Genomic DNA, 23,111 nt, shown 5'->3' with positions numbered 1-23,111 from the left:
AGTTGTCCCGATGAGCACTGTGGAGCCGCCGAACGCCGACCGCGGGCAACGCGGTGTGCCGATGACGATCAACCACGGCTAGTCTGGTCCCCGAGCTAAACCATTGAAGGAGCTGCTGCGCATATGTCGACCTCTGTTGAGTTGCCTGCACTGGGCGAGAGCGTCACTGAAGGAACCATTTCTCGCTGGCTGAAGCAGGTCGGTGACACCGTGGAGGTCGACGAGCCACTGGTGGAGGTGTCGACCGACAAGGTCGACACCGAGATCCCGTCCCCGGTCGCCGGCACCCTGCTGGAGATCAAGGCCAATGAGGATGACACCGTCGAGGTCGGTGCCGTCCTGGCGATCATCGGCGACGCCGACGAGGGCGGCTCCTCCGACGACGACGCGCCGGCCGCCGACGACGAGTCCGAGGACTCCGGCGAGGAGCCGGTCGCCGACGACGAGGAGGGCCGGACCAACCAGCAGACCGACGACCCGAACCGGGCCGAGGCCGCCGAGGAGGCCGGCAGCGACGACTCCGGCGAGAAGCCCGCCAAGTCGGGCAAGTCCGGCGGCAAGTCCGGCACCGAGGTGACCCTGCCCGAGCTGGGCGAGTCGGTCACCGAAGGCACCGTCTCCCGGTGGTTGAAGGAGGTCGGCGACACCGTCGAGGTCGACGAGCCACTGCTGGAGATCTCCACCGACAAGGTCGACACCGAGATCCCCTCCCCGGTCGCCGGCACCCTGCTGGAGATCAAGGCCGACACCGATGACGTGGTCGAGGTCGGCGGTGTGCTCGGATTGATCGGTGACGCCGATGCCGCCGAGTCCGCGCCCGAGCCGGAGCCCGCGCCCGCCGCGGAGAAGGACGAGCCGACCGAGGAGCAGGCCGACGACGCAGAGGATCCCGGCGCCGGTGACGAGGGCGGCCAGGAGCCGATCTCGGCCCCGACCGACGGTGAGGGTGAGACCGTCGAGCCGAAGGCGGAGGAGTCGGAGCCGGAGAAGCCCGAGCCCAAGGCCGAGAAGCAGGACGAGTCCAAGGCCGAGAAGCAGCCGGCGGTGGCACCACGTGCCAGCAGCGGCGATTCGAGCGCCTATGTCACCCCGCTGGTCCGCAAGCTGGCCCAGCAGCACGGTGTCGACCTCGACAGCCTCACCGGCACCGGTGTGGGTGGCCGGATCCGCAAACAGGACGTGTTGGCTGCTGCCGAGTCGGCCAAGCAGGCCCCGGCAGCCGAGGAAGCCCCTGCTCCCCAGCAGGCACCGCAGACCAAAGCGCCCGCGGCCGAGGCACCGGTCAGCCCGAAGCGTGGGACCACCGAGAAGATGTCGCGCCTGCGGAAGACCATCGCCAGCCGGATGGTGGAATCGCTGCAGGTCTCGGCCCAGCTCACCGCCACCGTCGAGGTCGACCTGACCAATGTCAGCCGACTGCGGGCACGGATCAAGGACGACTTCGTCGCCCGCGAAGGGGTCAAGATCTCCCACCTCGCCTTCATCGCAAAGGCTGCTGTCGAGGCGTTGAAGACCTACCCGAACCTGAACGCGACGGTGGACACCGAGGCGGGCGAGATCACCTTCTCCGAGTCCGAGAACCTGGGTATCGCGGTCGACACCGAGCGCGGCCTGATGGTGCCGGTGATCAAGAACGCCGGCGACCTGTCGATCGCGGGTATCGCCCGCGGCATCAGCGATCTGGCCTCGAAGACCCGCAACAGCAAGATCGGGCCGGACGATCTGACCGGTGGCACCTTCACCATCACCAACTACGGTTCGGCCGGGACCTTGATGGACACCCCGATCATCAACCAGCCGCAGGTCGCCATCCTCGGCACCGGTGCGCTGGTGAAGCGCCCGGTGGTGATCAGCGACCCGAACCTGGGTGAGACCATCGCGGTCCGGGACATGATGTACCTGAACCTGACCTACGACCACCGGGTGGTCGACGGTGCCGATGCCGCTCGGTTCCTGACCCTGTTGAAGGCACGGCTGGAGGAGGGTGACTTCGGCTCCGAGTTCGGACGCTGATCGAGCTTCACCCGAGGAGGGGCCGGTTCCGGTTTTCCGGGACCGGCCCTTCGTCGTACCCCCTCCCCACCGGTTACCGCCCGAGCCGGAGTTGGCAGACTGGGGGGATGAGCGATGACAAGAAGATCACTGTCGAACGGTCCATCGATGCCCCCACCGATGCCCTCTTCGACATCCTGAGCAACCCCGAGAGGCATCTCGAGCTCGACGGATCGGGTTTCATCGTCAGCCTCGAACACGGTGACCGGATCAGCGAGGTCGGGCAGGTGTTCACCTTCAACATGAGCGGTGATCACATGGGCGGTGACTACAAGACCGACAACCACGTGTCCGGGTACGCGAAGAACAAGCTGCTGGCCTGGAAGACCGCACCTGCCGGTACCGAACCGCCCGGCTGGGAGTGGCTGTGGGAGCTGGAGGCCGACGGCCCGGATGCGACCACCGTGCGACTGACCTACGACTGGTCGGCGGTGACCGATCCGAAGCTGACCCCACTGTTTCCCTTGGTCAGTGCCGAGCAGCTCGACGACTCACTGAACAAGCTGGCCGCCGCGGTCTGATCGGCGAGTCGCTGCGCCGCCGTACCTGTGTCTGGGGTACGGCGGCGTCCTGCGTGTCGGCGCCCTCAGCCCTCGTCGGAGCTGAGCCCTGCGACCACCGCGCGGTGGTCACTGGTCCCGCGATCGAGAACCTGGTCGCTGACCGGTTCGAGACCCTTCACCAGCACGTGATCGGGCCGGGTGAGGGGGAAGATCGCCGGCCAGGTGAATCCGAAGCCGCCGCCGACGGCGACCCGGGTGTCGGTGAGCTGATCGGACAGCAGGTCGAAGCGGCGATCGGTGGTCGCGGTGTTCAGGTCACCCACCACGATGACCCGCTCGGCATCCTCGGACTCGATGTCGTCGGCGAGCTCGGACAGTGCGGTGTTGCGCCGCTCCTCGGCACCGGGGCGGACCGAGGGCAGGTGCACCACGTGCACCCGTACCGGACCCAGGTCGGTCTGCACATCGGCGACCAGGGAACGTGAATTGGGGCTTTCCAGGCCGGCGTCTCGATCCACCTCGAACGGCAGGTCGGACCAGAGACCGACGGTGCCGACTGTCGAGGAGTAGGCGTACTCCTGATCCAGGCGCTCGACGATGATCTCCCCGGACAGGGAATCGATCTCCTGCACCGCGATCAGATCGGCACCGGTGGCGATCAGTTCCTCGGCCGTGGCCGTCGGCTGCGGCAGTCGGGCACCGACATTCTGGGTGGCCACCAGCAGATCCGGCTCCCCGCCCGCCTGGGGACGCAGGCTCGGACCGAACATCAGGCCCCAGACCAGAGCCGGGACGACGAAGCCGATCACGCTCAGCACCGAGCGGCGGACCAGAGCCACCAGCAGCAGGATCGCGATCAGTACCCACACCCAAGGCAATGCGCTCTCCACGGCCAGGGCGATCCCGGCCTCCTCGGGCAGGAACTCGTGTCCGAGCAACAGCGCAGCCAGCGCCAGTCCGAGGAGCAGTACGACGGTGCCACCACGGCGGCGCGAGGAAGGGCTGGACATCGCAGACCACTATAGACGCGATTGCCAGCCGGGTCCCTTGTGAGAGGCGCTGCGAGCCGACGCCGCGACTCCCCCGGTCCCGGTCGTGGCCGGGCTCCCCGGTTCCTCAGGCAGATACCACGGCCACCGTGATGGCGGCGAAGCCGCCGAGCATCAACCAGGAACGAAGCGCTTGGAAGACTTCCCATCTGGCGCGCATTGCCCGCCAGTCGGCCGGCGGACGGTCCATCGGGATCCGCGCGGTGGCCAGATTGATCGGTACGTTCACCCGTACGGTGCAGAGCACCGTGACCACGAAGCAGATGGTGGCCAGACCGGTCATCACCACCCCCAGCACCGGACCGCCCCAGGCGTCGACCAGCAGCACGATCGCCAGGATCACCGAGATGATCATCCCGATCGGCATCACCTTGCCGAAGGTACCGAGCAAACCCTGCTCCACCTGCAGCCACTGCTTCTCCGGCAGCCGACGAAGCACCGGGTGGACGAAGGCGTAGGAACCGAACTCGGTGCAGGCCACGAATCCGGTGATCACGATCGCCATGGCCCCGAGCAGACCGGTCGCGAACACCCCGATCATGCCGAGACCCCCACGGTGATCAGTCCGATCGCTGCCGACACCAGGCCGATCACCAGCGAGGCCACACCGAGCCAGAGCAGGATCATCAACCGCCCCGGGCGGGCTGGATCACGACCGAGCACGGACAGGAAGAAGCCGGCCGGGATCAGGATCGCCGAGTACAGGACCCCTGCCCCCAACCCCCGCCACAGGGGCGCCACGCGGGCCAGGTCGAGGTACAACTCGACCACCAGACCGAGGATCACCAACACCCCGGCGTGGGCATGTCCGGCCCGGAAGAACTTCTTCTGCAAATCGTTGGTGCCCACCTTCCCTGCGCCGACCTGCAGCAGGAAGGTGCCGCCGTAGGCGATTCCGATCACGGTCAGCAGGACCGCTCCGGCGGTGATGGCGAGTGCTGAGGACATGGTCACTCCTTTGGGTCTCGTGCGACAGACGCCGCTTTCCATTGGAAAGTTACCACTGGAAAGACAGTTCCGCAGGAGCCTTTCCCGAAGAACTTTCCGGTGGTAAGTTCCGGCCGTGCCCTATCACCACGAGGATCTGCGCGGCGCCTTCCTGAGCGCCGCAGCCGCGGCGATCACCGCCAATGGCATGGACAGCCTCAACCTGCGCGCACTCGCACGCGATCTCGACGTCACCCACGCCGCCGCCAGGCATCATTTCGGAGGCCGCCGCGGTCTGCTCACAGCGCTCGCCGTCCAGGGACACCACGAGCTCACCACCGCACTGGACGAAGCGCCGGACCTGCTGCAGAGCGGTATCGCCTACGTCAATTTCGCCCTGAGCCACCCGGCACATTTCCAGGTGATGTTCGCGCCCCAGCTGGTCGACGCCGACGACCCGGCCCTGCAGGCCGCCCAGAACGCCCTGGCCGATGCCCTGATCCGGGCAGCCGAGGAGTCCGCGGAGTTCGGCCCGACATCACCCCGTACCCCCGGGGCCGGGCAGCCCCCTCCCGATGACGCGCGCCCCCGCCCGACCACCGAACCCGCGCTGCTCGCCGCCTGGAGTCTGGCCCACGGCCTGGCCACCTTGGCGGTGAGTGGGAACCTGCCCGATCTGGCCGAGGATGGCGGGCAGGAACTGATCCGCGACACCCTCGACCGCCTGCTCCGGTCACGGGCAACCGACTGAACCCCGATCCGGTCACGGGCAACCGACTGAGCCCCGATCCGGCGGTCGGAGCCAAGGCGTAGGCTGAGGGCCATGACACTGGAGTTTCCCGATCTGGGCATCGAGCGCGGTGAACTGACCGACTACCAGTCGGCCTGGCAACTCCAACGCGAGATCCACGCCCAGGTCGCCGCCGGTGAGCGGGGCCCCACGGTCCTGCTGGTACAGCATCCCTCGGTCTACACCGCCGGCAAGCGCACCCAGCCCCAGGACCTGCCGTTCGACGGTACGCCGGTGATCGACGTCGATCGCGGTGGCAAGATCACCTGGCACGGCCCGGGCCAGCTGGTCGCGTACCCGATCGTCCGGCTCAACGAATCGGTACGGGTCGTCGACTACGTCCGCCGGCTGGAGCAGGCGATGCTGGACACCCTCGCCGACCTCGACCTCGACGCCACCCGGGTGGAGGGGCGATCGGGGGTCTGGATCCTCGGTGACGGCATCGGCCCGGACCGCAAGCTCGGCCAGGTCGGCATCCGGGTCGCCGCGAACACGACCATGCACGGGTTGGCGATCAACGTCGACCCGGACATGCGATGGTTCGCGAACATGATCCCCTGCGGCATCTCCGACGCCGCGGTGACCTCGATCGGCCAGGAACTGCGGCGCCCGGTGGAGGTGGCCGAGGTGGCACCGTTGCTGACCACCCACCTGCGTACCGCCCTCGCCTTCGCCGAACACGACCCAGCCGGAGCCGTCCGGACCGACACCGCCCACGCCGTCGGCTGAGCACGACACTCCCCCGCGTCTGCTGCACGCGAACGCACGATTCCGGGCTCACCGGCCGGCGGCACAGCAGCCTGCACGCACCCGGATCATGGGCCGGACACATCGCTTCGGCAAGCCCGGTAGACTTCCTTCGGTGACGACCCTCCCGCAAGGACGCAAGCTGCTCCGCCTCGAAGTGCGGAACTCCCAGGTCCCCATCGAGAAGAAACCGTCGTGGATCAAGACCACCGCGAAGATGGGTCCGGAGTACCGCGAGCTCACCAACCTGGTGAAGGACGAGGACCTGCACACGGTCTGCCAGTCCGCCGGTTGCCCGAACATCTTCGAGTGTTGGGAGGATCGCGAGGCGACCTTCCTGATCGGCGGGGACCAGTGCACCCGGCGCTGCGACTTCTGCCAGATCGACACCGGCAAACCGGCCGACTTCGACTCCGGGGAACCGGTACGGGTGGCCGAGTCGGTGCAGAAGATGGGACTGCGCTACGCCACGGTGACCGGCGTCTGCCGTGACGACCTGCCCGACGAGGGTGCATGGCTCTACGCCGAGACCATCCGGAAGATCCACGAACTCAACCCCGGTGTGGGGGTGGAGATGCTCGCCCCCGACTTCTCCGGCAACCGGGACTACCTGACCCAGATCTTCGAGACCCGGCCGGAGGTCTTCGCCCACAATGTGGAGACCGTCCCCCGGATCTTCAAGCGGATCCGGCCCGGTTTCCGCTACGAGCGTTCGCTGGACGTGCTGCGCTGGAGCCGCGAGTTCGGCCTGGTCACCAAGACCAACCTGATCCTGGGCATGGGTGAGACCCGCCAGGAGGTCACCGAGGCACTGCAGGATCTGCACGCCGCCGGGGCCGAGATCATCACCATCACCCAGTACCTGCGCCCCTCCCCGCGCCACCACCCGATCGAGCGTTGGGTGGAGCCCCAGGAGTTCGACGAGATGGCTGCCGAGGCCACCGAGATCGGCTACTCCGGGGTGATGAGCGGCCCGCTGGTGCGTTCGTCGTACCGGGCCGGTCGGCTGTACCGTCAGGCGATGGATTCCCGCACCGACTGAGAAGTCCTGAAACACCGAGAGATCGACTGAGACCGTGAGCAGCACCCAGCCGCAGAAGAAGAGCCGCGCCGAGGTCCGGCAGGCCGTGAACGAGGCCAAGCAGCGCGCCAAAGAGCTGGAGAACCAGCAGAAGGCGGCTCGCAAGGCCGCGAAGGAGCGCCGCCGGAAGTCGAACAACCCTGCCGACATGGGCACGTTCCGGCAGATCAAGGAGGCCTACAAGGTCACCAAGGAGTACCAGCCGGCGCTGCCCTGGATGCTGCTCGGGGCCTTTGTACTGCCGATCGTGATCGGTCTGCTGATCGGCTGGTTCGTCGACCAGATGCTGTGGCTGGGCCTGCTCGGGCTGTTCGTCGGTCTGCCGCTGGCGATGTTCGTCCTGGTCAACCAGACCAAGAAGGCCACCTTCAAGCGCTATGCCGGGCAGACCGGTTCGGCCGAGGTCGCGTTGTCGATGCTGCCCAAGAAGAAGTGGCTGTCCACCCCGGCGATCGCCGCCAACAGGCAGATGGATGCGGTGCACCGTACCGTCGGACCGGCCGGAATCGTGCTGATCGGTGAGGGCGAACCGGGACGGGTACGGCAGTTGCTGGCCAGCGAGGCGAAGAAGCACCAGAAGATCGCCTACGAGGTGCCGGTGACCACCGTCGTGATGGGTGAGCGCGAAGGCCTGGTGCCGCTGGACAAGCTGGCCGATCACATCAAGAAGCTGCCGAAGAAGCTGCAGTCGCACGAGGTCGCCGAGGTCCGCTCGCGGTTGAAGGCCCTGGACAGCATCCGACCCAAGCTGCCGATGCCGAAGGGTCCCGTACCCACGTCGATGAAGGGTATGCGCCAGGGAATGCGCGGCCGCTGAGGTCCGCGAACGCCGCTCCGGGATCGGGGCGGCGTTCGGCGTTCCCGGGCGGGTCGGGGCTGTCCCGTTGCCAGCGGCCTGTCAGTGAGCCGGACGACCGGATCAGTGGGCGCGGATCACGCGATCGGTGACGCCGCTCGACGACACCACCGACCCGCCCGATCTCAGACCGAGGACTCCCTCGGCCCGAGGACGGCGCCCGGACGGCTCCACTGCACCCGCTTGCCCTGCCGGCCGTCACCGGACGACCGACCCCGGACCCGCCGCCACACCCAGGGCGCGAAGTGTCGGCGGGTGAAACTGAGGGTGCTTCCGCGGCGCCGAGGTGCTGCCACCGACGGCTCGACATCGGGGTCGATCCCGAGTCCGCGCAGGACGAGTGCGGCAACCCGCCGGTGCCCGTCGCTGTTCAGGTGCAACCGATCCGCCGACCAGTACTGCGCCCGCGCGGTCTCGAGGTCGTGGGAGATGTCGACGAACTTCACCCGCTGCCGGGCGGCGAGGTCACCGATCAGCCGCGCGTAGTGATCACCGCGGGCCCGTACCAGGCGGCCCATCGGCAGTCCGCCCGAGGGGTCGGCGCTGCTCACCAGGACCACCTGCACACCCGCTCGGCGGAACCTCACCACGACCTCCTCCACCCGGGCTGCCGCCTGCTCAGGGGTGAACCGTGGGCGCAGCAGGTCATTGCCGCCGGCACAGAAGGTGATCATGGTCGGCGGCGGGTCCAAGGAGAGCGCGGCCGGCACCTGCTCATCGATCACCGCATCCAGGCGGCGGCCCCGGACCGCGAAGTTGGCGTAGAGCAGGTCATGGTCATCGGCCAATCGGGCGGCCACCCGGTCGGCCCAGCCGACCGGCCCCTCGGGTCCCTCGTCACCGATCCCCTCGGTGAAGCTGTCGCCGATCGCGGCGTACCGAATGACCTCGTCCGTAGCCTGCTCCCGATCCACCGCTCCAGCCTAGACACCGAGCGCCGCCTGCCGGGAGGACGGTCGCCGCCGACCGGACGCAGGCGGACCCGATGTGGAACGATGGACTCGACGGCGCGGAGCCACTCCCTGTCCGCCGCACTGCCGAGTCATCGGGGCCCAATCAGGAGGCTGGAAATGTCCGACTACGCAGTGATCAACCCGGCAACCGGCGAGACCGTCGCCGAGTATCCGACCATCACCGACAGCGAGCTCGCCGACGCCATTGCCGGCGCTGCCGCCGCGCAGAAGGAGTGGGCGAGAACGCCGGTGGCCGAGCGCGCCAAGGTGATCGCCCGGGTCGCCGAGTTGCACACCGAGCGACGCGACGAGCTGGCGGCGATCATCGTCGAGGAGATGGGCAAACCGCTCGAGCAGGCGCTCGGGGAGGTCGACTTCTGCGTGGCGATCCATGAGTACTACGCCGAGAACGGACCGGAGTTCCTGGCCGACGAGCCGGTGAAGCTGCTGGAGGGTGAGGGTTCGGCCATCATCCGCCAAGCTCCTTTCGGCGTCCTGCTGGGGATCATGCCGTGGAACTTCCCGTACTACCAGGTCGCCCGTTTCGCCGGGCCCAACCTGGTGGCCGGTAATGCGATCCTGCTCAAGCACGCACCGCAGTGCCCGAAATCGGCGACGGCGCTGCAGGAGATCTTCGACGACGCCGGCCTTCCCGCCGGGGTCTACACCAACATCTTCGCCACCAATGACCAGATCGCGGAGGTGATCGCCGATCCTCGGGTGGAGGCGGTCTCGGTGACCGGATCGGCCCGGGCGGGAGCCGCCGTGGCCGAGGTCGCCGGCCGCAATCTGAAGAAGGTGGTGCTGGAACTGGGCGGTTCGGATCCGTTCATCCTGCTCTCGACCGACGATCTCGATGCCGCGGTCGAGGCGGGTATGGCCGCACGTCTGGACAACAGCGGCCAGGCCTGCAATGCCGCCAAGCGGTTCATCGTCGCCGAGGACCTCTACGACGACTTCGCCGCGAAGTTCACCGAGAAGTTCACCGCGGTCACCCCGGGCGATCCGACCTCCCCGGAGACCGAGCTCGGCCCGCTGTCGTCGGCCGCAGCGACCCAGCGCCTGCAGGAGCAGGTCGACCGGGCGGTCGACCAGGGCGCACAGATCAGTGGTGACGGCAGGGCCCAGGGGAACTTCTTCCCGCCGACGGTGCTGACCGGCGTGACACCGGAGCAGGATGCCTACACCGAGGAGTTCTTCGGGCCGGTGGCGATGCTGTTCAAGGTGTCGTCGGAGGAGGAGGCGGTTGCTCTGGCCAATGACACCCCCTATGGCCTGGGCTCCTATGTCTTCACCACCGACGATGCCCAGGCACTGCGGGTGGCCGATGCGCTGGCCGCCGGGATGGTCTTCGTCAATGCCGTCGGCGCCGAGGGTGCGGAGTTGATCTTCGGCGGGATCAAGCGTTCCGGTTTCGGCCGGGAGCTGGGTCGCTACGGCATCGGGGAGTTCGTCAACCGGAAGTTGATCCGGGTGGTTCCTGCCTGAACGGTGCATCGCCCCGGGTCGTTGGGACGCCGGGGCGGAACGGGGCTCGACCCGCAGGCATTGAAGATTCGCTCAACAGCGATATCATCGCCATGTGACGATGAATAAGCCGACGGTGTTCCGCATTGATCCTGCCGCGACGGCGGTGTATGCCCACCTCTTCGGCGCACTCTCCGACCCCACCAGGTTGACCATCGTGCAACACCTGACCCTGGGTGGGCACCGCGTACGGGATCTGGTCGAACACCTCGGCCTGGCCCAGTCGACCATCAGCGCCCACCTGGCGTTCCTGAAGGACTGCGGCCTGGTCACCAGCCGACCTGCCGGGCGGGCGACCATGTACCGACTGAGCAACAGCGAGGATCTGCAGGCATTGTTCGGTTCCGCCGAGCGGATCCTGTCCCCCACCGGCGCCCGGCTGCAGTTGTGCAGCCACCTGCAGTCGAGCGACGTCGCCGAGAATCGGGCGTCGGGCCGCCACACCGCATCGGGCCGCACCGCGTCGGGCCACGCCGATCAGCTCGACAGCGACCTACTCGACGCCGCGGACCTCGGCACCGGTGAGCGCAACCCGGAGGGGTTCGGCAGCAGTTTGGAGAATGCCTGATGGGCGCCGGACATTCGCACGGGCATGATCATGGATCGGCCGAGGCACGGACCCCGGGGGCTCGCCGGAAGCTGGCGATCGCCTTCGGCCTGACCGCGACGATCGTCCTCGCCCAGGCGGTCGGTGCAGTGATCACCGGTAGCTTGGCGCTGCTCACCGACACCGCCCATGCGCTGGCCGATGCCAGTGGGCTGTTGGTCGCGCTGATCGCCGCCACCATGATGCTCCGCCCGCCGACTGCGAAGCGTACCTGGGGTTTCCGCCGGATCGAGGTGATCGCCGCGCTCGGTCAGGCGACCCTGCTGATCGTGGTCGGCCTGTACACCGCGATCGAGGGTGTCCGCCGATTGTTCGCCCCACCGGAGATACCGGGATCGGAGTTGTTGATCTTCGGCGTGATCGGTCTGCTGGCCAATCTGGTCGCCGTCGCCGTGCTGGCCTCGGGCCGCAAGGACAACTTCAACATGCGCGCCGCCTTCCTCGAGGTGTTGAATGACGCGCTCGGCTCGATCGGCGTGATCATCGCCGCGATCGTCATCTGGACCACCGGCTTCATGCGCGCCGACGCACTGGCCGGCCTCTTCATCGCCGTGCTGATCGTTCCCCGGGCCTTGGTGATCATGAAGGAGACCTTGGGCGTGCTGATGGAGTTCACCCCCGCCGGCCTGGACCTCGAACAGGTACGCAGCCACATCGAAGCGCTGCCGCACGTGAAGGGGGTGCACGACCTGCACGCCTCCACCGTCGCGACCGGACTGCCGACCATCACCGCACATGTGGTGGTGGAGGAACGCTGCTTCGGCGACGGCCACGCCCCGGAGATCCTGGAGTCGATCCAGCGCTGTGTGGCCGAACACTTCGAGGTCTCCATCACCCATTCGACGTTCCAGATCGAGACCCAGCACCTCAGCGAACGCGAGCCGACCGAGGCCCGCCACGCCTGACCCTCCGCGATCTCTCCCGCAGGAACGGCCCCCTGACGTGCCTGCGGGGGGCCATTGCTGCAGAAGAAGCGACGCCAACGCTCAGCGCAGATCGGGCCGCTGTTCTCCGCCCGTGGCAGCACTGTGCGGTACGACCATCGGGCTGCCCGTCAGCGGGTCGGGGATCACCACACACCGCAGTCCGAAGACCCGCTCGACGTTCTCGGCGGTGACGATCTCCTCGGGGGTGCCCTCGGCGATCTTCTGCCCCGCCTTCATCGCAGTCGAAACCGGACGTACCGGTCAGGGCACGCAGGACGTCGAGCAGCGGCATCGGATAATCGCCCAGACTCAACGCGAAGATCATCAACGCCGCGGTGGCGATGACCAGCCCCAGCAGCACGAGTCGGCGACGCCGCAGCTGCCGTTCGCGCAGACTCTCCACCGGCCGTCCGGTGGGCGTGGTGGCATCGGCGGTGGAGCTCACAGTGCGATCACCTTCTTCTGCCGGATGATCGCGATCAGCAACGGTGCACCGAGGAACGCGGTGACCACGCCGACGGCCATCTCACCGGGCCAGAGCACGAGTCTGCCGAGCACATCGGACAACAGCAGCAGCACCGGGGAGAGCAGCACGCTGATACCGATGATCCAGCGTTGGTCGCCCCCGGAGAACCTGCGCACGATGTGGGGCACCATCAGGCCGACGAAGGAGATGGGGCCGGCGATGGCTGTCGCTCCGCCGGCCAGGGCGGCCACCGCAAGTACCGCCAGCACCCGCGTACCGGCGACCGAGGTACCGAGCGTGGTGGCAAGATCATCACCCATGGCCATCGTGTTCAACCGGCCGGAGATGAAGAAGGCGAGCAGCGTACCGACCAAGATCACCGGGCCGATCGGGATGATCACATCCCAGCCGCGGTTGACCAGGGACCCGATCTCCCAGGTCAGCATCGCATTGAAGGTACGCGGGGCCGCCGCCCGGATCGCCGAGACGGTGCCGGTCAGGACCGCTGTCAGCGCGACACCGGCCAGGGTCAGCCGGATCGGGTCGATGCCCTTCCCCCGCGAGCCGCCGATCAGCGCCACGGCGACCGCGGCGACCAGCGCACCGGCGAGCGCGAACGAGGTGTAGGCGGCCGGTGAGCCGACACCGAGAGCCGAGACCGCGATCGCCACGAAGAAGGAGGCACCGGCGGTGACCCCCAGCAGACCGGGATCGGCCAACGGGTTGCGGGTCAACGCCTGCATCACCGCGCCGGCGACTCCGAGCCCGATTCCGGCGAGCAGACCGACGACCGTCCGCGGGAACCGCAGCACCGCAACCGCGTGGTAGTCCTGCGGGTCGACCGGCCGTCCCAGGATCACGTCCAGCACCACGTGCGGTGGGACCGGACGCGTCCCGATGGCCAGGCTGAGCCCGATGGCGACGACGAGTGCCGCCACACTGACCACCAACAAGATCAACCGCTGCCTCGTGCGGGCGTCGTGGACTCGGGCACCGGCTTAGTTTAGGCTCACACAGTTTTCGGCCAGCACACGAGGGAAATGATGATCAGACTTGCCACGCCCTCGGTGGCACTCGTTGCCGCAGCCATGCTTCTCACCGGCTGCTCCTCAGGTGACACCGACACCGGTGGCGATGACGGCGATGTCGCTGCGGGATTCCCGGCCACGGTGGGTACGAAGTTCGGCGACGTGGTCGTCGAGGACAAGCCCGAACGAGTGGTCGCCCTGGGCTGGGGTGATGCCGAGATCGCCCTCAACCTGGGAGTGCAGCCGGTCGGGGCATCGGACTGGTTGTCCTTCGGCGGGGAGGGCGTCGGCCCCTGGTCGGCCGGACTGTACGACACCCCACCGGAGATCCTCGGCACCTTGGAGTTGTCCTACGAGGCCGTGGCAGCACTCGATCCGGATCTGATCTTGGACGTCCGCAGCTCCGGTGATCAGGAAGGCTATGACCGGCTCTCCTCAATCGCACCCACCATCGGCGTACCCGAGGGTGGTGACAACTACCTGACCGATGCCGAACAGCAGGTGACCATGATCGCCACCGCCCTGGGTGAGGCCGAGGCCGGAGAGCGGATGCTGGCCGAGACCGAGCAGGCGTTCGCCGATGCCGCGGCCGCCCATCCGGAGTGGGAGGGCAAGACCGTCAGCGCGGTCGCCCGTACCGCCGACGGCTGGGGAGCCTATCTGGAGGACAGCCGGGTGGCCTTCATGAAGAAGCTCGGGTTCGTGCAGAACCCGCAGGTAGAGGCGCTGCCGCCGAGCGACACCGGCTTCAGTGTCGACGTGTCCGAGGAGCAGCTCAACCTGCTCGACGCCGATGTGATCGTCGCCTTTCCGATCTGGGTGGAGGCGACCGAGATCACCGACGACCCGAGTTGGCAGGCCATCCCCGCCGTCGAGGACGGCCGGGCGATCGTCCTCGATGACGACCTTTCCCAGGCCTACTCACTCGGCACACCGGTCTCGCAGCGGTACGCCCTGGAGCAGTTGGTACCGAAGCTGGAGGAGGCCGTACCGGCACAGTGACCCGCATGGTCCGGTGACGATCACGCAACCGGCCCCGGCAGTGTCGAGATCCCTCGCACACCGGGGCCGGTTCGCGGTCTCAGAACAATCCGTTCTGCACCGCCGGTGCCGTGGTGGCGATCGAGGCGGTGACGATCCGGCGTCCCGTCAGGTGGGTGAGGTCGACGACGAAGGTGTCGTCCTCGTCGCCCTGCAGCCGAACCAGTGCAGAGCTTCCGAGCACACAGATGATCTCGAATCCATGTGCCCCCTCAGCCAATGAGTACGGATAGGCGTGAAGGATGTGACCGGCGAGCATCGGAGCCGGATCCGGGTCGGCGATCCATTGCTCGTCGATCACCGCAGCAGTCGTCTCCGCCCTGAGCAGGGCACGGGCCTCGGTGATCAACCGATCGTGTCCGGCCCTGGTCGACTCCGGGGTGGCGCCTGCCACAAGTGCCGCCGACTTGGCCGCCGGCCGTACCACCTGGCCGAGGGCGGTGCGGGCGCTCACCAGATCCTCCAGCCGTCTGACCTCGATCCCGTCGTCGGCCACGGCGAGGTAACCGGCGAGCAAGGCTCCCTGTTCGGCGACCCTGGTCCACTGTCGTCCCTGTACGGCGGTGCCCACCTTGTGCAGGCGCGGGCCGAAACTTGCCACGTACAGCCAGTGCGGTTGCATCACCTGCGCGCGCAAGTGCGGGCCCAGGAAGGCACTGCGATGCACGATATGCATCCAGCGGTACGGATCCGCCGCCTCGCACCGCGCGCAGCGTTGACCGGTGATCACGGTCGCCGTGTCGGGGCAGGCGATCCGGTTGCCGTCGGTGTCCCGGTGACCGAGGCACCAGCGCTCGGGTGAACTCACCCGGAAACCCAGCTGGCGTCCGGTCAGCGGCCATTCGACGAAGTGACCCCGACTCTCGGCCAGCAGCACCGGACGGCGGGTTGCGTCGAGCCGAACCCCGTGGACCAGCCACTCCCCCGGTGCCGGCAGCTGGGCAGGCTTCATCGGCGACGGACGACCACCGTGTCGCAGAGGAGGTCCTGCAGGCCACGACGGTGAGGGCCGATGATCAATGCGGGCAGCGCGAGGCTGACCAGCAGTGCGCGGGGTACGGCCCGCCATCCGAGCTGCTCCCCATCCAGGCGGATCACGGCGATCCGGGCCAGCAACTGCCCGAAGGATCCACCGGCGAGTGCGGACAGGACGGCGGACTCGAGGAAGAAGGTGATCAGTACCGCGAACCGTTCCCACCCCTGGCCGTAGATCACCTCCGAACCGAGGACGGCGAAGGCGAGCAGGGTGCAGGTCGCCCAGTCCATGATCAGGGCGGCGATCCGCTGTCCCCAGCTGGCCAATGCGCCGGTTCCCGACTCGGGTAGTCCCAGTTGCTGGCCGGGCCATTGCTCCGGTTTCGGGGTAGCCTGCGCGTTCATCGGCTCCACAGTAGTTCGGCGACCGAGGCCCGGCCAAAGCAGAATCCACCCGATCGGGCCGCCGTCCCACGGATCGGGCAACCGGTTTCCACGACGCAGAACCGCGCCACCACAGGCTCTGCGCGGCCGTGTAACGTCGCTGAAACATGGGCGCAACGGCAGGGAAACCGCCTCTGCCTAGCCTTGCCCTGACCGCCGGTTCATCCGGTATGACCAAGTTGCTGTGGAGGGCAGATGTTCACGAGTTCGGAAGACCTGTTGGCCTACATCAAGGACGAGGGCATCGAGGTTGTCGATGTCCGGTTCTGTGACCTGCCGGGCGTGATGCAGCACTTCACGGTGCCGGCCGGTTCGTTCGGGCCGGAGGTGTTCGAGGACGGCCTGGCCTTCGACGGTTCGTCGATCACCGGCTTCCAGAAGATCCACGAGTCGGACATGTCGCTGTTCCCGGATCCGACCACCGCCTACCTCGACCCGTTCCGGATCGCCAAGACCCTGGTGGTGAACTTCTTCGTCCACGATCCGATCACCAAGGAGCCCTACAGCCGGGACCCGCGGAACATCGCGAAGAAGGCTCAGGCGTACCTGTCGACCACCGGCATCGGTGACACCGCGTTCTTCGCTCCCGAGGCCGAGTTCTACGTCTTCGACAGCGTGCAGTACGACACCACCCCGAACTCCGCGGTCTACAAGATCAACTCCGTGGCCGGCGCCTGGAACACCGGTGCCGACGAGGACGGCCGCAACCTGGGCTACAAGGTCGGCTACAAGAGCGGCTACTTCCCGGTGGCGCCCTACGACCACTTCGGTGATCTGCGCGATGAGATCGTGAAGCACATGGAGGCTACCGGCCTGGTCGTCGAGCGCGCCCACCACGAGGTCGGCACCGCCGGTCAGGCGGAGATCAACTGGCGCTTCGACGAGCTGCTGACCAGCGCCGACAACGTCATGAAGTTCAAGTACCTGGTGAAGAACACCGCCTTCGCCAACGGCAAGACCGCCACCTTCATGCCGAAGCCGATCTTCGGTGACAACGGTTCGGGTATGCACTGCCACTCCTCGATCTGGAACAACGGTGAGCCGCTGTTCTTCGACGAGTCCGGTTACGCCAACCTGTCCGACACCGCCCGCTACTACATCGGCGGCATCCTGAAGCACGCTCCGTCGCTGCTGGCCTTCACCAACCCGAGCTTGAACTCCTACCACCGTCTGGTGCCGGGCTTCGAGGCTCCGGTGAAGCTGGCCTACAGCCAGCGGAACCGTTCGGCCTGTATCCGGATCCCGCTGACCGGCCCGAACCCGAAGGCCAAGCGCATCGAGTTCCGTTGCCCCGACCCGTCGGCCAACCCGTACCTGGCCTTCTCGGCCATGTTGATGGCCGGCATCGACGGCATCATCAACAAGATCGATCCGGGCGAGCCCTCCGATCGCGACCTGTACGAGCTGGAGGCCGAGGAGGGCATCTCGGTGCCCGAGGTTCCGGCGTCGCTGCCGGCCGTGCTCGACTCCCTGGAGGCCGACCACGACTTCCTGACCGCCGGTGACGTGTTCACCCCGGACCTGATCGCCCAGTGGGTCGACCTCAAGCGCGGCGAGATCGACGGTGCGCGTCTGCGTCCGACCCCTTACGAGTTCGACCTGTACTACAACATCTGACAACAGCCAGCGCCAGACTGGGGAAACGCACGACCTTTCCTCCGTTTGGCCGCAAATTGGCCGCAGAAGCCTCAGGCTTCACGGCCGCATGGGCCGCCATCACAGTGATGGCGGCCCGTGTCGTTCACCGGTGTCTGGCGACAGGTGCGTCACCCCCGCTACTTGCGTTTGTCGATACTATCGCCGAGCGTTAGTATTGCGATGTGATCCGGTCCTTCAAGAACACCGACACCGAGAAGGTCTGGAACCGCGAACACGTCCGAGCCCTCGGACCGCAACTGCAACGCGCCGCCCAGAAGAAGCTCCGCCTCCTCAACGCGGCCTCAGAACTGAACAGCCTGCGAGCACCGCCCGGCAACCGCCTGGAGAAGCTGGTCGGTGAGCGAGCCGGACAGCACTCCATCCGCATCAACGACCAGTACCGGATCTGCTTCGTCTGGACCGACAACGGCGCCGACGACGTCGAAATCACCGACTACCACTGACCACCCAAGGAGAGGAGACCGATCATGACGACGGCATCGAAGGCACACGACCCGATCACTCCTGGCGAGATCCTGCTGACCGAGTTCCTGGAGCCGCTGGGCATCACTCAGTACCGCCTCGCCCAAGCCACTGGACTCCCCCAGACCCGGATAAGCGAGATTGTCCGCGGCAAGCGAGCCATCACCACCGACACAGCCCTGCGGTTGTCCAAGGCTCTCGGAGTTGACGACCGATTCTGGATCAACATCCAGACCGACTATGACCTCGAGGTCGAGCGCGACCTGCACGGTGCCGAACTGGCCAAGGTGACCACGCTGGTGGCGAACTGAAAGTCGGCCCCCGACGGCCAACCGAAGATCCAGCCGGTCTCACCGCAACTCGCCCTGCAGGCCCCGTCAGCCGACGCGAGCGCCGATCCGGTAGACCAGATCATCCCGGGTGCTGGTCATCGTCTGCAGGAAGAGGTCCAGCAGCACCCCGAGATGTTTCGGCACGAAAGGCTGGGCGAGCAGGTTGAACTCCTGCCAGACGGTGTCGTCCCGCAGGATCCAGCGGATCCACCGGTGGTCCCGGTTGAGCACGGACAGTTCCAGCGCAGCCCGTCGTGGGGCAGGGATCTCGTGGGCCACCCGAGCCTGGACGCAGACGCCGAAGGTCTCCCGATCCACCTGGATGGACACCCGCTGGCCCAGGTGGTGCAGGACGAAGTCGTGCTCGCCGTTGAGGTCAGGCACTCGGCCGAGCATCTCCTCCAACAACAGGTGGACCATCCAGAACAGTTCGTCACGATCGGCGGGTTGCAGCGCGGGCAGCCCGGAGATCGGTCCGTCGATTCCCAGCATCGGTGGGCAACTGATCGAGACCTCGCCGTCATCGCCGGACTCGGTCATCCGCAGATCGCCGATCGGCAGTGCTCGGGCCGAGTCACCCGACCCGCGGCAGGTGAGCAACCCGGGCACGGGCACGCTCAGCTGCCAGGTCAGCACGGCGACGATCTCGGCGGCCACCGACTCGCGATCGCTGTCCGGTCCGGCCCGCAGCACCCAGTCGCTGCCATTCACCTGATGTCCCCAGCCGCGGGTACGCAGATCAGCCAGTGCCGACGTGGTGCAGGTGGCGGGCAGTCCGCGTACGGTGATCATCAGCTGTTGTTCGCAGTCGACCACCTCCACCTCGACCATCGGGCTGAGCGGCGAACCGAGGTCCAGGCGGAGTCGATCGCCGAGCTCCTGCATGATCATCAGGTGGCACCCGAGTTCGCGGCGGAAACTCGCCCACTGGTCGGCAGCCGGCCGTTCGTCACTGTTGCCGACCGCGGGTCGATCGTTCTCGTTGGCACTCATGGCGTCTCCTCTCCGGGCCGCGCTCGGCCCGCAGGTATGGGTGGGGAGACGGATCGACGGCCTTCGAGTCAGCTCGCAATGCCCGTGATCACTGTCAGGACAAGGCTATCCAGCAGGTCTGACACTCTCCCTGCTCCGCCGAGACGAAGGGGATCGTGCCCGCCGAAGACGGCGATGCCCGCTCCGGTCATTCGCCCCGATGCGTGACGACCTCCACGTTGTTCCCCTCGGGGTCGCGGACGAAGGCGGCGAAGTAGCGATCGTGATACTCCGGCCAGAGCCTCGGAGCGTGGAGTTCCTCGGCCCCAGTGCAATCGCAGCGTCATGGAATGCGCGTACCTGCGAGGAGTCCTGCGCGGCGAACGCGAGGTGGCTCTCGTTGCCCGACGTGGTCGAACCACTGATCCAGAACTGCGCTTGCCCGCCTGCCGGCCCGTAGCCGATGGCCACACCGAAGTCCCTCAGCCGCCGATGACCGAGCGCACCGAGCACCCGGTCGTAGAAGTTCGCTGCCGCACCGAGATCGGTGCAGCCGATTCCGAGATGATCGATCATGCCGAGATCACACCAGCGGTTGCGGACACCACGCGTCCGCAGTTCACTGAATTCGCAAGTGCCCTCGACTCGATGCCCGCACAGACCCGGAGACCGCCGACACCGTGCCGACCGGGTGTCGTCGCGAGCGGACGGATGTCACCCCCCAGACCTCAAGCCGCTTTGGCGGCGCGGTTACGGTGGAGGAATGAGCGACGAAGCACAGCTGACACCAGCCGAGAAGGAAGCCGCCGATCGACAGGCCATCGCCGAGGTCGTCGAGAAGGCCGAGCTCGCCTCGGTCACCACGATCCGACAGACCCCCAGCACGATCGACGACGGGCAGGCGCTGGTCAGCCGGCCGCTCGCCTTGGCCGGTGATGCGGAGTTCGACGGAAATCTCTACTTCATCGTGCCCACCACCTCCGACCTGGCCGAGCAGGTACGGCGCAACGCGGCGGTCAACGTCGCCATCGACACCGACGGCAACTGGCTGTCGATCGCCGGCTCCGGAGTGATCAGCACCGATCAGGCGCTGATCGACAAGCTCTGGAACAAGGCCGCCGAGGCATGGTTCGAGGGCGGACGTACCGACCCGGCCGTCGGGGTGTTGCAGGTAAGCGCCGAATCAGGCGAACTGCAGTCGGCAGACGGGCCGGCTCTGATCGCCCTGGCGAAGTACGTCAAGAATGTCGTGCAGGGCGAGAAGCCCGATATCGGCGACTCGACCCGCGTGGAGTTCTGAGTCCTCAGCACTTCCACCGACCTGCTGTGCAGCGGCCGTACCCCGGAACATCGGGGTACGGCCGCTGTCACGTCCGCAGACTGGTCTGCCGAGCGAATGCTTCGGTAGGTCAGCGACCGGTGCGCTCGCGGTGGCTGCAGCCCGGCCAACAACACGGGCGACGCATGCCATCATTGAGTTCTTCGACGGTACGTCGAATCCGCCGCTGCCGGGTCTTGTCCTGCTTGGCCGACTCGACCCAGCAGATGAACTCGTTGCGAGCCAGTTCGGTGATGTCCAGCCACGCCTCGAGGGCCGACGTGTCCGCGGTGAGTGCGGTACGCAGATCATCGGGCAGTTCGTGGACCACTCCCCCGGGAACAGCTGTTTTGGCCATGGCTCAAGGATAGATCGATGCGCCTCCCATCCACCCCTGACGCCTTGCTGATCGACACCGAAACCCGCCACGACGACGCGCCGGCGGTTGATCACCAGAACTGAACTCTCCGCTGGCTGACACCGCCGATCCAAATTGCCGGATAACTGCCCCTCCAAGATCAGCTTACGGGTCGCCGCGCGGTGTAGCTTTCGTCTGCCGGTCATGGAACCGGGTGAACAACAGGGGGAAACATGCGCTTCAATCCACCGCCGAACTGGCCACAACCACCTGCCGGATGGCAGCCGCCGCAGGGATGGAAACCGGACCCGGCGTGGGGACCGGCACCGGAAGGGTGGCAGCTCTGGGTCAATGACGACCAGCCGGCAGCCTCCCCCCAACCTGCCGCCAAGAAGTCCTGGTTCGGCCGGCACAAGGTCCTCACCGGTCTCGGTATCGGTGTGATCGCGGTCGTCGGACTGACTGCGGTCGCCGGCGGCGGTGAGGACTCGCCCACGGCATCCCCGCCGGCGGACACCTCGGGCCTCGCCGATGCCGACAGCGGTGAGGCCGAGGCTGCCGTGGACGCCGACACCGAGGGCACGGATGCCGAGGCCGAGGCTCCCACCCAGGAGGAGAGTCTGGCCGGCATCGGTGACACGGTGTCCGGTGGCGGAATGGACTTCACCGTGAACGGCATCGAATGCGGTGAGACCACTCTGGGCAGCGAGTACCTGAGCACCGAAGCACAGGGTGAGTTCTGCATCCTCGACGTGTCCATCACCAACACAGGCGATACCGCCGCATACGTGAGTACCGGAACCCAGTACCTCTACGACGCGGACGGAAAAGAGTACTCGGCGTCGACCGAAGCCGGTATGTACTACGAGGATGGCGAGATCCTGCTGGAGGAGATCAACCCGGGAAACACCGTCGACGGTGCCATCATCTTCGACGTCCCCGAGGGCACGACACCCACCGAGGCATCTCTCGGCGGCGGCCTGCTCGGTGGTGACGCGCGGGTCTCCCTGAAGTAGGTGCTCGGCGGTCTGATCACTGCTGATCAGACCGCCCAGCATTCAGGACAGATCCACGATCAGAACAGGTCCACGATCACGCCGAGGCCAGGCGTTCGATCATCCGATCATCGAATCCCGGTTCCGTCGCCAGCACCACGGTGTGCCGCGCGCCGTCGACATCCCACCGATCGGCCCACATCCCGCGCAGGTCGGCCACCGTCCGGCCCCGGTCCGGACCGACGGTCGTGTCGATCACCACCGGTACGGTCGCACTCTGCATGACCTCGACCTGCCCGATGGCGATTCCGACAGCGAGAGCATCGTGGTTCGCCGCAGCCCGCCGTCCGCGTACCCCGGTGTAGAAGTCGAAGTAGTGGCCGAGGATCGACGCACAGTAGCGTCCGACCGGACCGCCCTCGGACAACCGCCGGTGATGATCTTCGGTGATCGCCGTCCGCATCGTCACATCCAATCCGACCATGGTCACCGGCCAGGATGCGTCGAAGACCAGTGCTGCGGCCTCCGGGTCGTGCCAGATGTTCGCCTCCGCGGCGGCGGTGATGTTGCCCGGTACGAGTGCCGCGCCGCCCATCACGGTCACCCGCCGGATCCGCTCGACGATGCTCGGGTCGACGCTCAACGCCTCGGCCAGGTTGGTCAGTGGGCCGATCGCTGCGATCTCCAGCTCACCGGCGAACTCGTGGGACAGGCGGATCATCTGCTGCACCGCCGTCTCCCCCGACAGTGCCGGACGGTGATCGAGCACGGCTGCGCCGCCCAGTCCATCGGCCCCGTGGACATGGGCGGCGAAGACCGCATCGTCACCGTTCAGCGGACCGGCCGCACCGAGGGCGACCGGGACCTCATCGGCACCGGCCAACTGCAACACGTAGTCGCTGTTGCGAGCCGCCTGTCGGACATCGATGTTGCCCCAGACCGCCCCCACTCCGACCAGTTCGGTGTTGTCGTCGAACACCGCGGTGAGGATCGCCAAGGTGTCGTCGATCCCGGTGTCACAGTCGATCAGCAGTCGGGTCACC

At 67.1% G+C, this 23,111-nt stretch carries 26 protein-coding genes; 15 read left to right on the top strand and 11 right to left on the bottom strand.

Annotated features, from left to right (window positions below; all coding sequences use genetic code 11):
- The first annotated feature begins 123 nt into the window (after nucleotides 1-123).
- Nucleotides 124-2,013 carry a 2-oxoglutarate dehydrogenase, E2 component, dihydrolipoamide succinyltransferase gene (sucB, locus tag CLV29_RS01600; RefSeq protein WP_133753336.1) on the top strand — a complete coding sequence of 630 codons (1,890 nt, stop codon included), beginning with the start codon at nucleotides 124-126 and terminating at the stop codon, nucleotides 2,011-2,013.
- A gap of 107 nt (nucleotides 2,014-2,120) precedes the next feature.
- On the top strand, nucleotides 2,121-2,573 hold the full coding sequence (locus CLV29_RS01595; protein WP_133753335.1) for an SRPBCC family protein: 453 nt from the start codon (nucleotides 2,121-2,123) through the stop codon (nucleotides 2,571-2,573).
- Between the two features lie 65 nt (nucleotides 2,574-2,638).
- Here CLV29_RS01595 and CLV29_RS01590 read toward each other — a convergent pair whose 3' ends face one another.
- The 3 genes from CLV29_RS01590 to CLV29_RS01580 all read right to left on the bottom strand — a co-directional run bounded on the left by CLV29_RS01590 (nucleotide 2,639) and on the right by CLV29_RS01580 (nucleotide 4,552).
- The gene (locus tag CLV29_RS01590) at nucleotides 2,639-3,565 is read right to left on the bottom strand and encodes an endonuclease/exonuclease/phosphatase family protein (protein ID WP_133753334.1); all 927 of its coding nucleotides are present in this window, start codon (nucleotides 3,563-3,565) and stop codon (nucleotides 2,639-2,641) included.
- Nucleotides 3,566-3,671: 106 nt separating this feature from the next.
- On the bottom strand, nucleotides 3,672-4,145 hold the full coding sequence (locus tag CLV29_RS01585; RefSeq protein WP_133753333.1) for an anthrone oxygenase family protein: 474 nt from the start codon (nucleotides 4,143-4,145) through the stop codon (nucleotides 3,672-3,674).
- Entirely contained in the window at nucleotides 4,142-4,552 is a 411-nt protein-coding gene (locus CLV29_RS01580; protein ID WP_133753332.1) for a hypothetical protein, read from the bottom strand. The genes CLV29_RS01585 and CLV29_RS01580 overlap by 4 nt, the downstream gene beginning before the upstream one ends.
- A 115-nt stretch (nucleotides 4,553-4,667) precedes the next feature.
- On the opposite strand from CLV29_RS01580, the gene CLV29_RS01575 reads away from it, so the two are divergent.
- The 4 genes from CLV29_RS01575 (at nucleotide 4,668) to CLV29_RS01560 (ending at nucleotide 7,966) form a co-directional block, all read left to right on the top strand.
- Nucleotides 4,668-5,282 (top strand): TetR/AcrR family transcriptional regulator, encoded by a 615-nt coding sequence (locus CLV29_RS01575; protein ID WP_133753331.1) that lies wholly within the window; start codon nucleotides 4,668-4,670, stop codon nucleotides 5,280-5,282.
- A gap of 72 nt (nucleotides 5,283-5,354) precedes the next feature.
- On the top strand, nucleotides 5,355-6,050 hold the full coding sequence (lipB, locus tag CLV29_RS01570) for a lipoyl(octanoyl) transferase LipB (RefSeq protein ID WP_133753330.1): 696 nt from the start codon (nucleotides 5,355-5,357) through the stop codon (nucleotides 6,048-6,050).
- An 88-nt stretch (nucleotides 6,051-6,138) separates the two neighbouring features.
- Nucleotides 6,139-7,110 carry a lipoyl synthase gene (lipA, locus tag CLV29_RS01565; protein WP_133753329.1) on the top strand — a complete coding sequence of 324 codons (972 nt, stop codon included), beginning with the start codon at nucleotides 6,139-6,141 and terminating at the stop codon, nucleotides 7,108-7,110.
- Nucleotides 7,111-7,195: 85 nt separating this feature from the next.
- Complete coding sequence (locus CLV29_RS01560; protein WP_243831845.1) at nucleotides 7,196-7,966, top strand: DUF4191 domain-containing protein; 771 nt, start codon at nucleotides 7,196-7,198, stop codon at nucleotides 7,964-7,966.
- A 164-nt stretch (nucleotides 7,967-8,130) separates the two neighbouring features.
- On the opposite strand, the gene CLV29_RS01555 is transcribed toward CLV29_RS01560, so the two are convergent.
- Nucleotides 8,131-8,919, bottom strand: coding sequence for an SGNH/GDSL hydrolase family protein (locus tag CLV29_RS01555; RefSeq protein WP_208292711.1), 789 nt, complete (start codon nucleotides 8,917-8,919; stop codon nucleotides 8,131-8,133).
- A gap of 156 nt (nucleotides 8,920-9,075) precedes the next feature.
- Between CLV29_RS01555 and CLV29_RS01550 the strand changes: the two genes are divergently transcribed.
- From CLV29_RS01550 to CLV29_RS01540, 3 genes are all read left to right on the top strand, one after another.
- On the top strand, nucleotides 9,076-10,446 hold the full coding sequence (locus CLV29_RS01550) for an NAD-dependent succinate-semialdehyde dehydrogenase (RefSeq protein WP_133753328.1): 1,371 nt from the start codon (nucleotides 9,076-9,078) through the stop codon (nucleotides 10,444-10,446).
- 100 nt (nucleotides 10,447-10,546) lie between these two features.
- A complete protein-coding gene (locus CLV29_RS01545) occupies nucleotides 10,547-11,053 on the top strand; it encodes an ArsR/SmtB family transcription factor (protein ID WP_133754956.1) in 507 nt (168 codons plus the stop codon).
- A complete protein-coding gene (locus CLV29_RS01540) occupies nucleotides 11,053-11,997 on the top strand; it encodes a cation diffusion facilitator family transporter (RefSeq protein ID WP_133753327.1) in 945 nt (314 codons plus the stop codon). Before CLV29_RS01545 ends, CLV29_RS01540 begins: the two co-directional genes overlap by 1 nt.
- A gap of 81 nt (nucleotides 11,998-12,078) precedes the next feature.
- On the opposite strand, the gene CLV29_RS01535 is transcribed toward CLV29_RS01540, so the two are convergent.
- Together CLV29_RS01535 and CLV29_RS01530 are read right to left on the bottom strand one after the other, a co-directional pair.
- Nucleotides 12,079-12,255 (bottom strand): hypothetical protein, encoded by a 177-nt coding sequence (locus CLV29_RS01535; protein WP_208292710.1) that lies wholly within the window; start codon nucleotides 12,253-12,255, stop codon nucleotides 12,079-12,081.
- A 204-nt stretch (nucleotides 12,256-12,459) separates the two neighbouring features.
- Entirely contained in the window at nucleotides 12,460-13,443 is a 984-nt protein-coding gene (locus CLV29_RS01530; protein WP_243831661.1) for a FecCD family ABC transporter permease, read from the bottom strand.
- Nucleotides 13,444-13,527: 84 nt separating this feature from the next.
- On the opposite strand from CLV29_RS01530, the gene CLV29_RS01525 reads away from it, so the two are divergent.
- Complete coding sequence (locus CLV29_RS01525; protein WP_243831660.1) at nucleotides 13,528-14,514, top strand: iron-siderophore ABC transporter substrate-binding protein; 987 nt, start codon at nucleotides 13,528-13,530, stop codon at nucleotides 14,512-14,514.
- A 79-nt stretch (nucleotides 14,515-14,593) separates the two neighbouring features.
- Here the strand turns inward: CLV29_RS01525 and CLV29_RS01520 are convergent, their stop codons facing one another.
- Both CLV29_RS01520 and CLV29_RS01515 read right to left on the bottom strand, forming a co-directional pair.
- The gene (locus CLV29_RS01520) at nucleotides 14,594-15,505 is read right to left on the bottom strand and encodes a DUF2797 domain-containing protein (RefSeq protein ID WP_166649094.1); all 912 of its coding nucleotides are present in this window, start codon (nucleotides 15,503-15,505) and stop codon (nucleotides 14,594-14,596) included.
- Nucleotides 15,502-15,933, bottom strand: coding sequence for an RDD family protein (locus CLV29_RS01515; protein WP_133753324.1), 432 nt, complete (start codon nucleotides 15,931-15,933; stop codon nucleotides 15,502-15,504). Before CLV29_RS01515 ends, CLV29_RS01520 begins: the two co-directional genes overlap by 4 nt.
- A gap of 234 nt (nucleotides 15,934-16,167) precedes the next feature.
- Here CLV29_RS01515 and glnA point away from each other — a divergent pair, with 234 nt between their 5' ends.
- From glnA to CLV29_RS01500, 3 genes are all read left to right on the top strand, one after another.
- Nucleotides 16,168-17,589, top strand: coding sequence for a type I glutamate--ammonia ligase (gene glnA / locus CLV29_RS01510; RefSeq protein ID WP_133753323.1), 1,422 nt, complete (start codon nucleotides 16,168-16,170; stop codon nucleotides 17,587-17,589).
- Between the two features lie 203 nt (nucleotides 17,590-17,792).
- Nucleotides 17,793-18,074, top strand: a complete 282-nt coding sequence (locus CLV29_RS01505; protein WP_133753322.1) for a type II toxin-antitoxin system RelE/ParE family toxin — start codon at nucleotides 17,793-17,795, stop codon at nucleotides 18,072-18,074.
- Nucleotides 18,075-18,098: 24 nt separating this feature from the next.
- On the top strand, nucleotides 18,099-18,404 hold the full coding sequence (locus CLV29_RS01500) for a HigA family addiction module antitoxin (protein ID WP_133753321.1): 306 nt from the start codon (nucleotides 18,099-18,101) through the stop codon (nucleotides 18,402-18,404).
- Nucleotides 18,405-18,470: 66 nt separating this feature from the next.
- On the opposite strand, the gene CLV29_RS01495 is transcribed toward CLV29_RS01500, so the two are convergent.
- The gene (locus tag CLV29_RS01495; RefSeq protein ID WP_133753320.1) at nucleotides 18,471-19,418 is read right to left on the bottom strand and encodes a T3SS (YopN, CesT) and YbjN peptide-binding chaperone 1; all 948 of its coding nucleotides are present in this window, start codon (nucleotides 19,416-19,418) and stop codon (nucleotides 18,471-18,473) included.
- 742 nt (nucleotides 19,419-20,160) lie between these two features.
- On the opposite strand from CLV29_RS01495, the gene CLV29_RS01485 reads away from it, so the two are divergent.
- The gene (locus CLV29_RS01485) at nucleotides 20,161-20,697 is read left to right on the top strand and encodes a pyridoxamine 5'-phosphate oxidase family protein (protein ID WP_166649093.1); all 537 of its coding nucleotides are present in this window, start codon (nucleotides 20,161-20,163) and stop codon (nucleotides 20,695-20,697) included.
- A gap of 109 nt (nucleotides 20,698-20,806) precedes the next feature.
- Here the strand turns inward: CLV29_RS01485 and CLV29_RS01480 are convergent, their stop codons facing one another.
- On the bottom strand, nucleotides 20,807-21,073 hold the full coding sequence (locus CLV29_RS01480) for a YdeI/OmpD-associated family protein (protein ID WP_133753318.1): 267 nt from the start codon (nucleotides 21,071-21,073) through the stop codon (nucleotides 20,807-20,809).
- 233 nt (nucleotides 21,074-21,306) lie between these two features.
- Here CLV29_RS01480 and CLV29_RS01475 point away from each other — a divergent pair, with 233 nt between their 5' ends.
- Complete coding sequence (locus CLV29_RS01475; RefSeq protein WP_133753317.1) at nucleotides 21,307-22,089, top strand: DUF4352 domain-containing protein; 783 nt, start codon at nucleotides 21,307-21,309, stop codon at nucleotides 22,087-22,089.
- Nucleotides 22,090-22,165: 76 nt separating this feature from the next.
- On the opposite strand, the gene CLV29_RS01470 is transcribed toward CLV29_RS01475, so the two are convergent.
- The gene (locus CLV29_RS01470; RefSeq protein ID WP_133753316.1) at nucleotides 22,166-23,110 is read right to left on the bottom strand and encodes a nucleoside hydrolase; all 945 of its coding nucleotides are present in this window, start codon (nucleotides 23,108-23,110) and stop codon (nucleotides 22,166-22,168) included.
- Nucleotide 23,111: the final 1 nt, after the last annotated feature.

This window comes from Naumannella halotolerans, assembly GCF_004364645.1.
Classification (GTDB): domain Bacteria; phylum Actinomycetota; class Actinomycetes; order Propionibacteriales; family Propionibacteriaceae; genus Naumannella; species Naumannella halotolerans.
The sequence above is the reverse complement of the archived record's forward strand: the minus strand, read 5'-3'. Positions and strand labels throughout refer to the sequence as shown.

Excerpts from the sequence above, each read along its gene's own strand:
- CLV29_RS01550 (WP_133753328.1), top strand. The coding sequence starts at position 9,076 with ATGTCCGACTACGCAGTGATCAACCCGGCAACCGGCGAGACCGTCGCC.
- CLV29_RS01540 (WP_133753327.1), top strand. The coding sequence starts at position 11,053 with ATGGGCGCCGGACATTCGCACGGGCATGATCATGGATCGGCCGAGGCA.
- CLV29_RS01595 (WP_133753335.1), top strand. The coding sequence starts at position 2,121 with ATGAGCGATGACAAGAAGATCACTGTCGAACGGTCCATCGATGCCCCC.
- CLV29_RS01480 (WP_133753318.1), bottom strand. The coding sequence starts at position 21,073 with ATGGCCAAAACAGCTGTTCCCGGGGGAGTGGTCCACGAACTGCCCGAT.
- CLV29_RS01520 (WP_166649094.1), bottom strand. The coding sequence starts at position 15,505 with ATGAAGCCTGCCCAGCTGCCGGCACCGGGGGAGTGGCTGGTCCACGGG.
- CLV29_RS01585 (WP_133753333.1), bottom strand. The coding sequence starts at position 4,145 with ATGATCGGGGTGTTCGCGACCGGTCTGCTCGGGGCCATGGCGATCGTG.
- CLV29_RS01515 (WP_133753324.1), bottom strand. The coding sequence starts at position 15,933 with ATGAACGCGCAGGCTACCCCGAAACCGGAGCAATGGCCCGGCCAGCAA.
- CLV29_RS01580 (WP_133753332.1), bottom strand. The coding sequence starts at position 4,552 with ATGTCCTCAGCACTCGCCATCACCGCCGGAGCGGTCCTGCTGACCGTG.
- CLV29_RS01495 (WP_133753320.1), bottom strand. The coding sequence starts at position 19,418 with ATGAGTGCCAACGAGAACGATCGACCCGCGGTCGGCAACAGTGACGAA.
- lipB (WP_133753330.1), top strand. The coding sequence starts at position 5,355 with ATGACACTGGAGTTTCCCGATCTGGGCATCGAGCGCGGTGAACTGACC.
- CLV29_RS01485 (WP_166649093.1), top strand. The coding sequence starts at position 20,161 with ATGAGCGACGAAGCACAGCTGACACCAGCCGAGAAGGAAGCCGCCGAT.
- CLV29_RS01535 (WP_208292710.1), bottom strand. The coding sequence starts at position 12,255 with ATGAAGGCGGGGCAGAAGATCGCCGAGGGCACCCCCGAGGAGATCGTC.
- CLV29_RS01500 (WP_133753321.1), top strand. The coding sequence starts at position 18,099 with ATGACGACGGCATCGAAGGCACACGACCCGATCACTCCTGGCGAGATC.
- glnA (WP_133753323.1), top strand. The coding sequence starts at position 16,168 with ATGTTCACGAGTTCGGAAGACCTGTTGGCCTACATCAAGGACGAGGGC.
- sucB (WP_133753336.1), top strand. The coding sequence starts at position 124 with ATGTCGACCTCTGTTGAGTTGCCTGCACTGGGCGAGAGCGTCACTGAA.
- CLV29_RS01545 (WP_133754956.1), top strand. The coding sequence starts at position 10,547 with ATGAATAAGCCGACGGTGTTCCGCATTGATCCTGCCGCGACGGCGGTG.
- lipA (WP_133753329.1), top strand. The coding sequence starts at position 6,139 with ATGGGCCGGACACATCGCTTCGGCAAGCCCGGTAGACTTCCTTCGGTG.
- CLV29_RS01590 (WP_133753334.1), bottom strand. The coding sequence starts at position 3,565 with ATGTCCAGCCCTTCCTCGCGCCGCCGTGGTGGCACCGTCGTACTGCTC.
- CLV29_RS01525 (WP_243831660.1), top strand. The coding sequence starts at position 13,528 with ATGATCAGACTTGCCACGCCCTCGGTGGCACTCGTTGCCGCAGCCATG.
- CLV29_RS01475 (WP_133753317.1), top strand. The coding sequence starts at position 21,307 with ATGCGCTTCAATCCACCGCCGAACTGGCCACAACCACCTGCCGGATGG.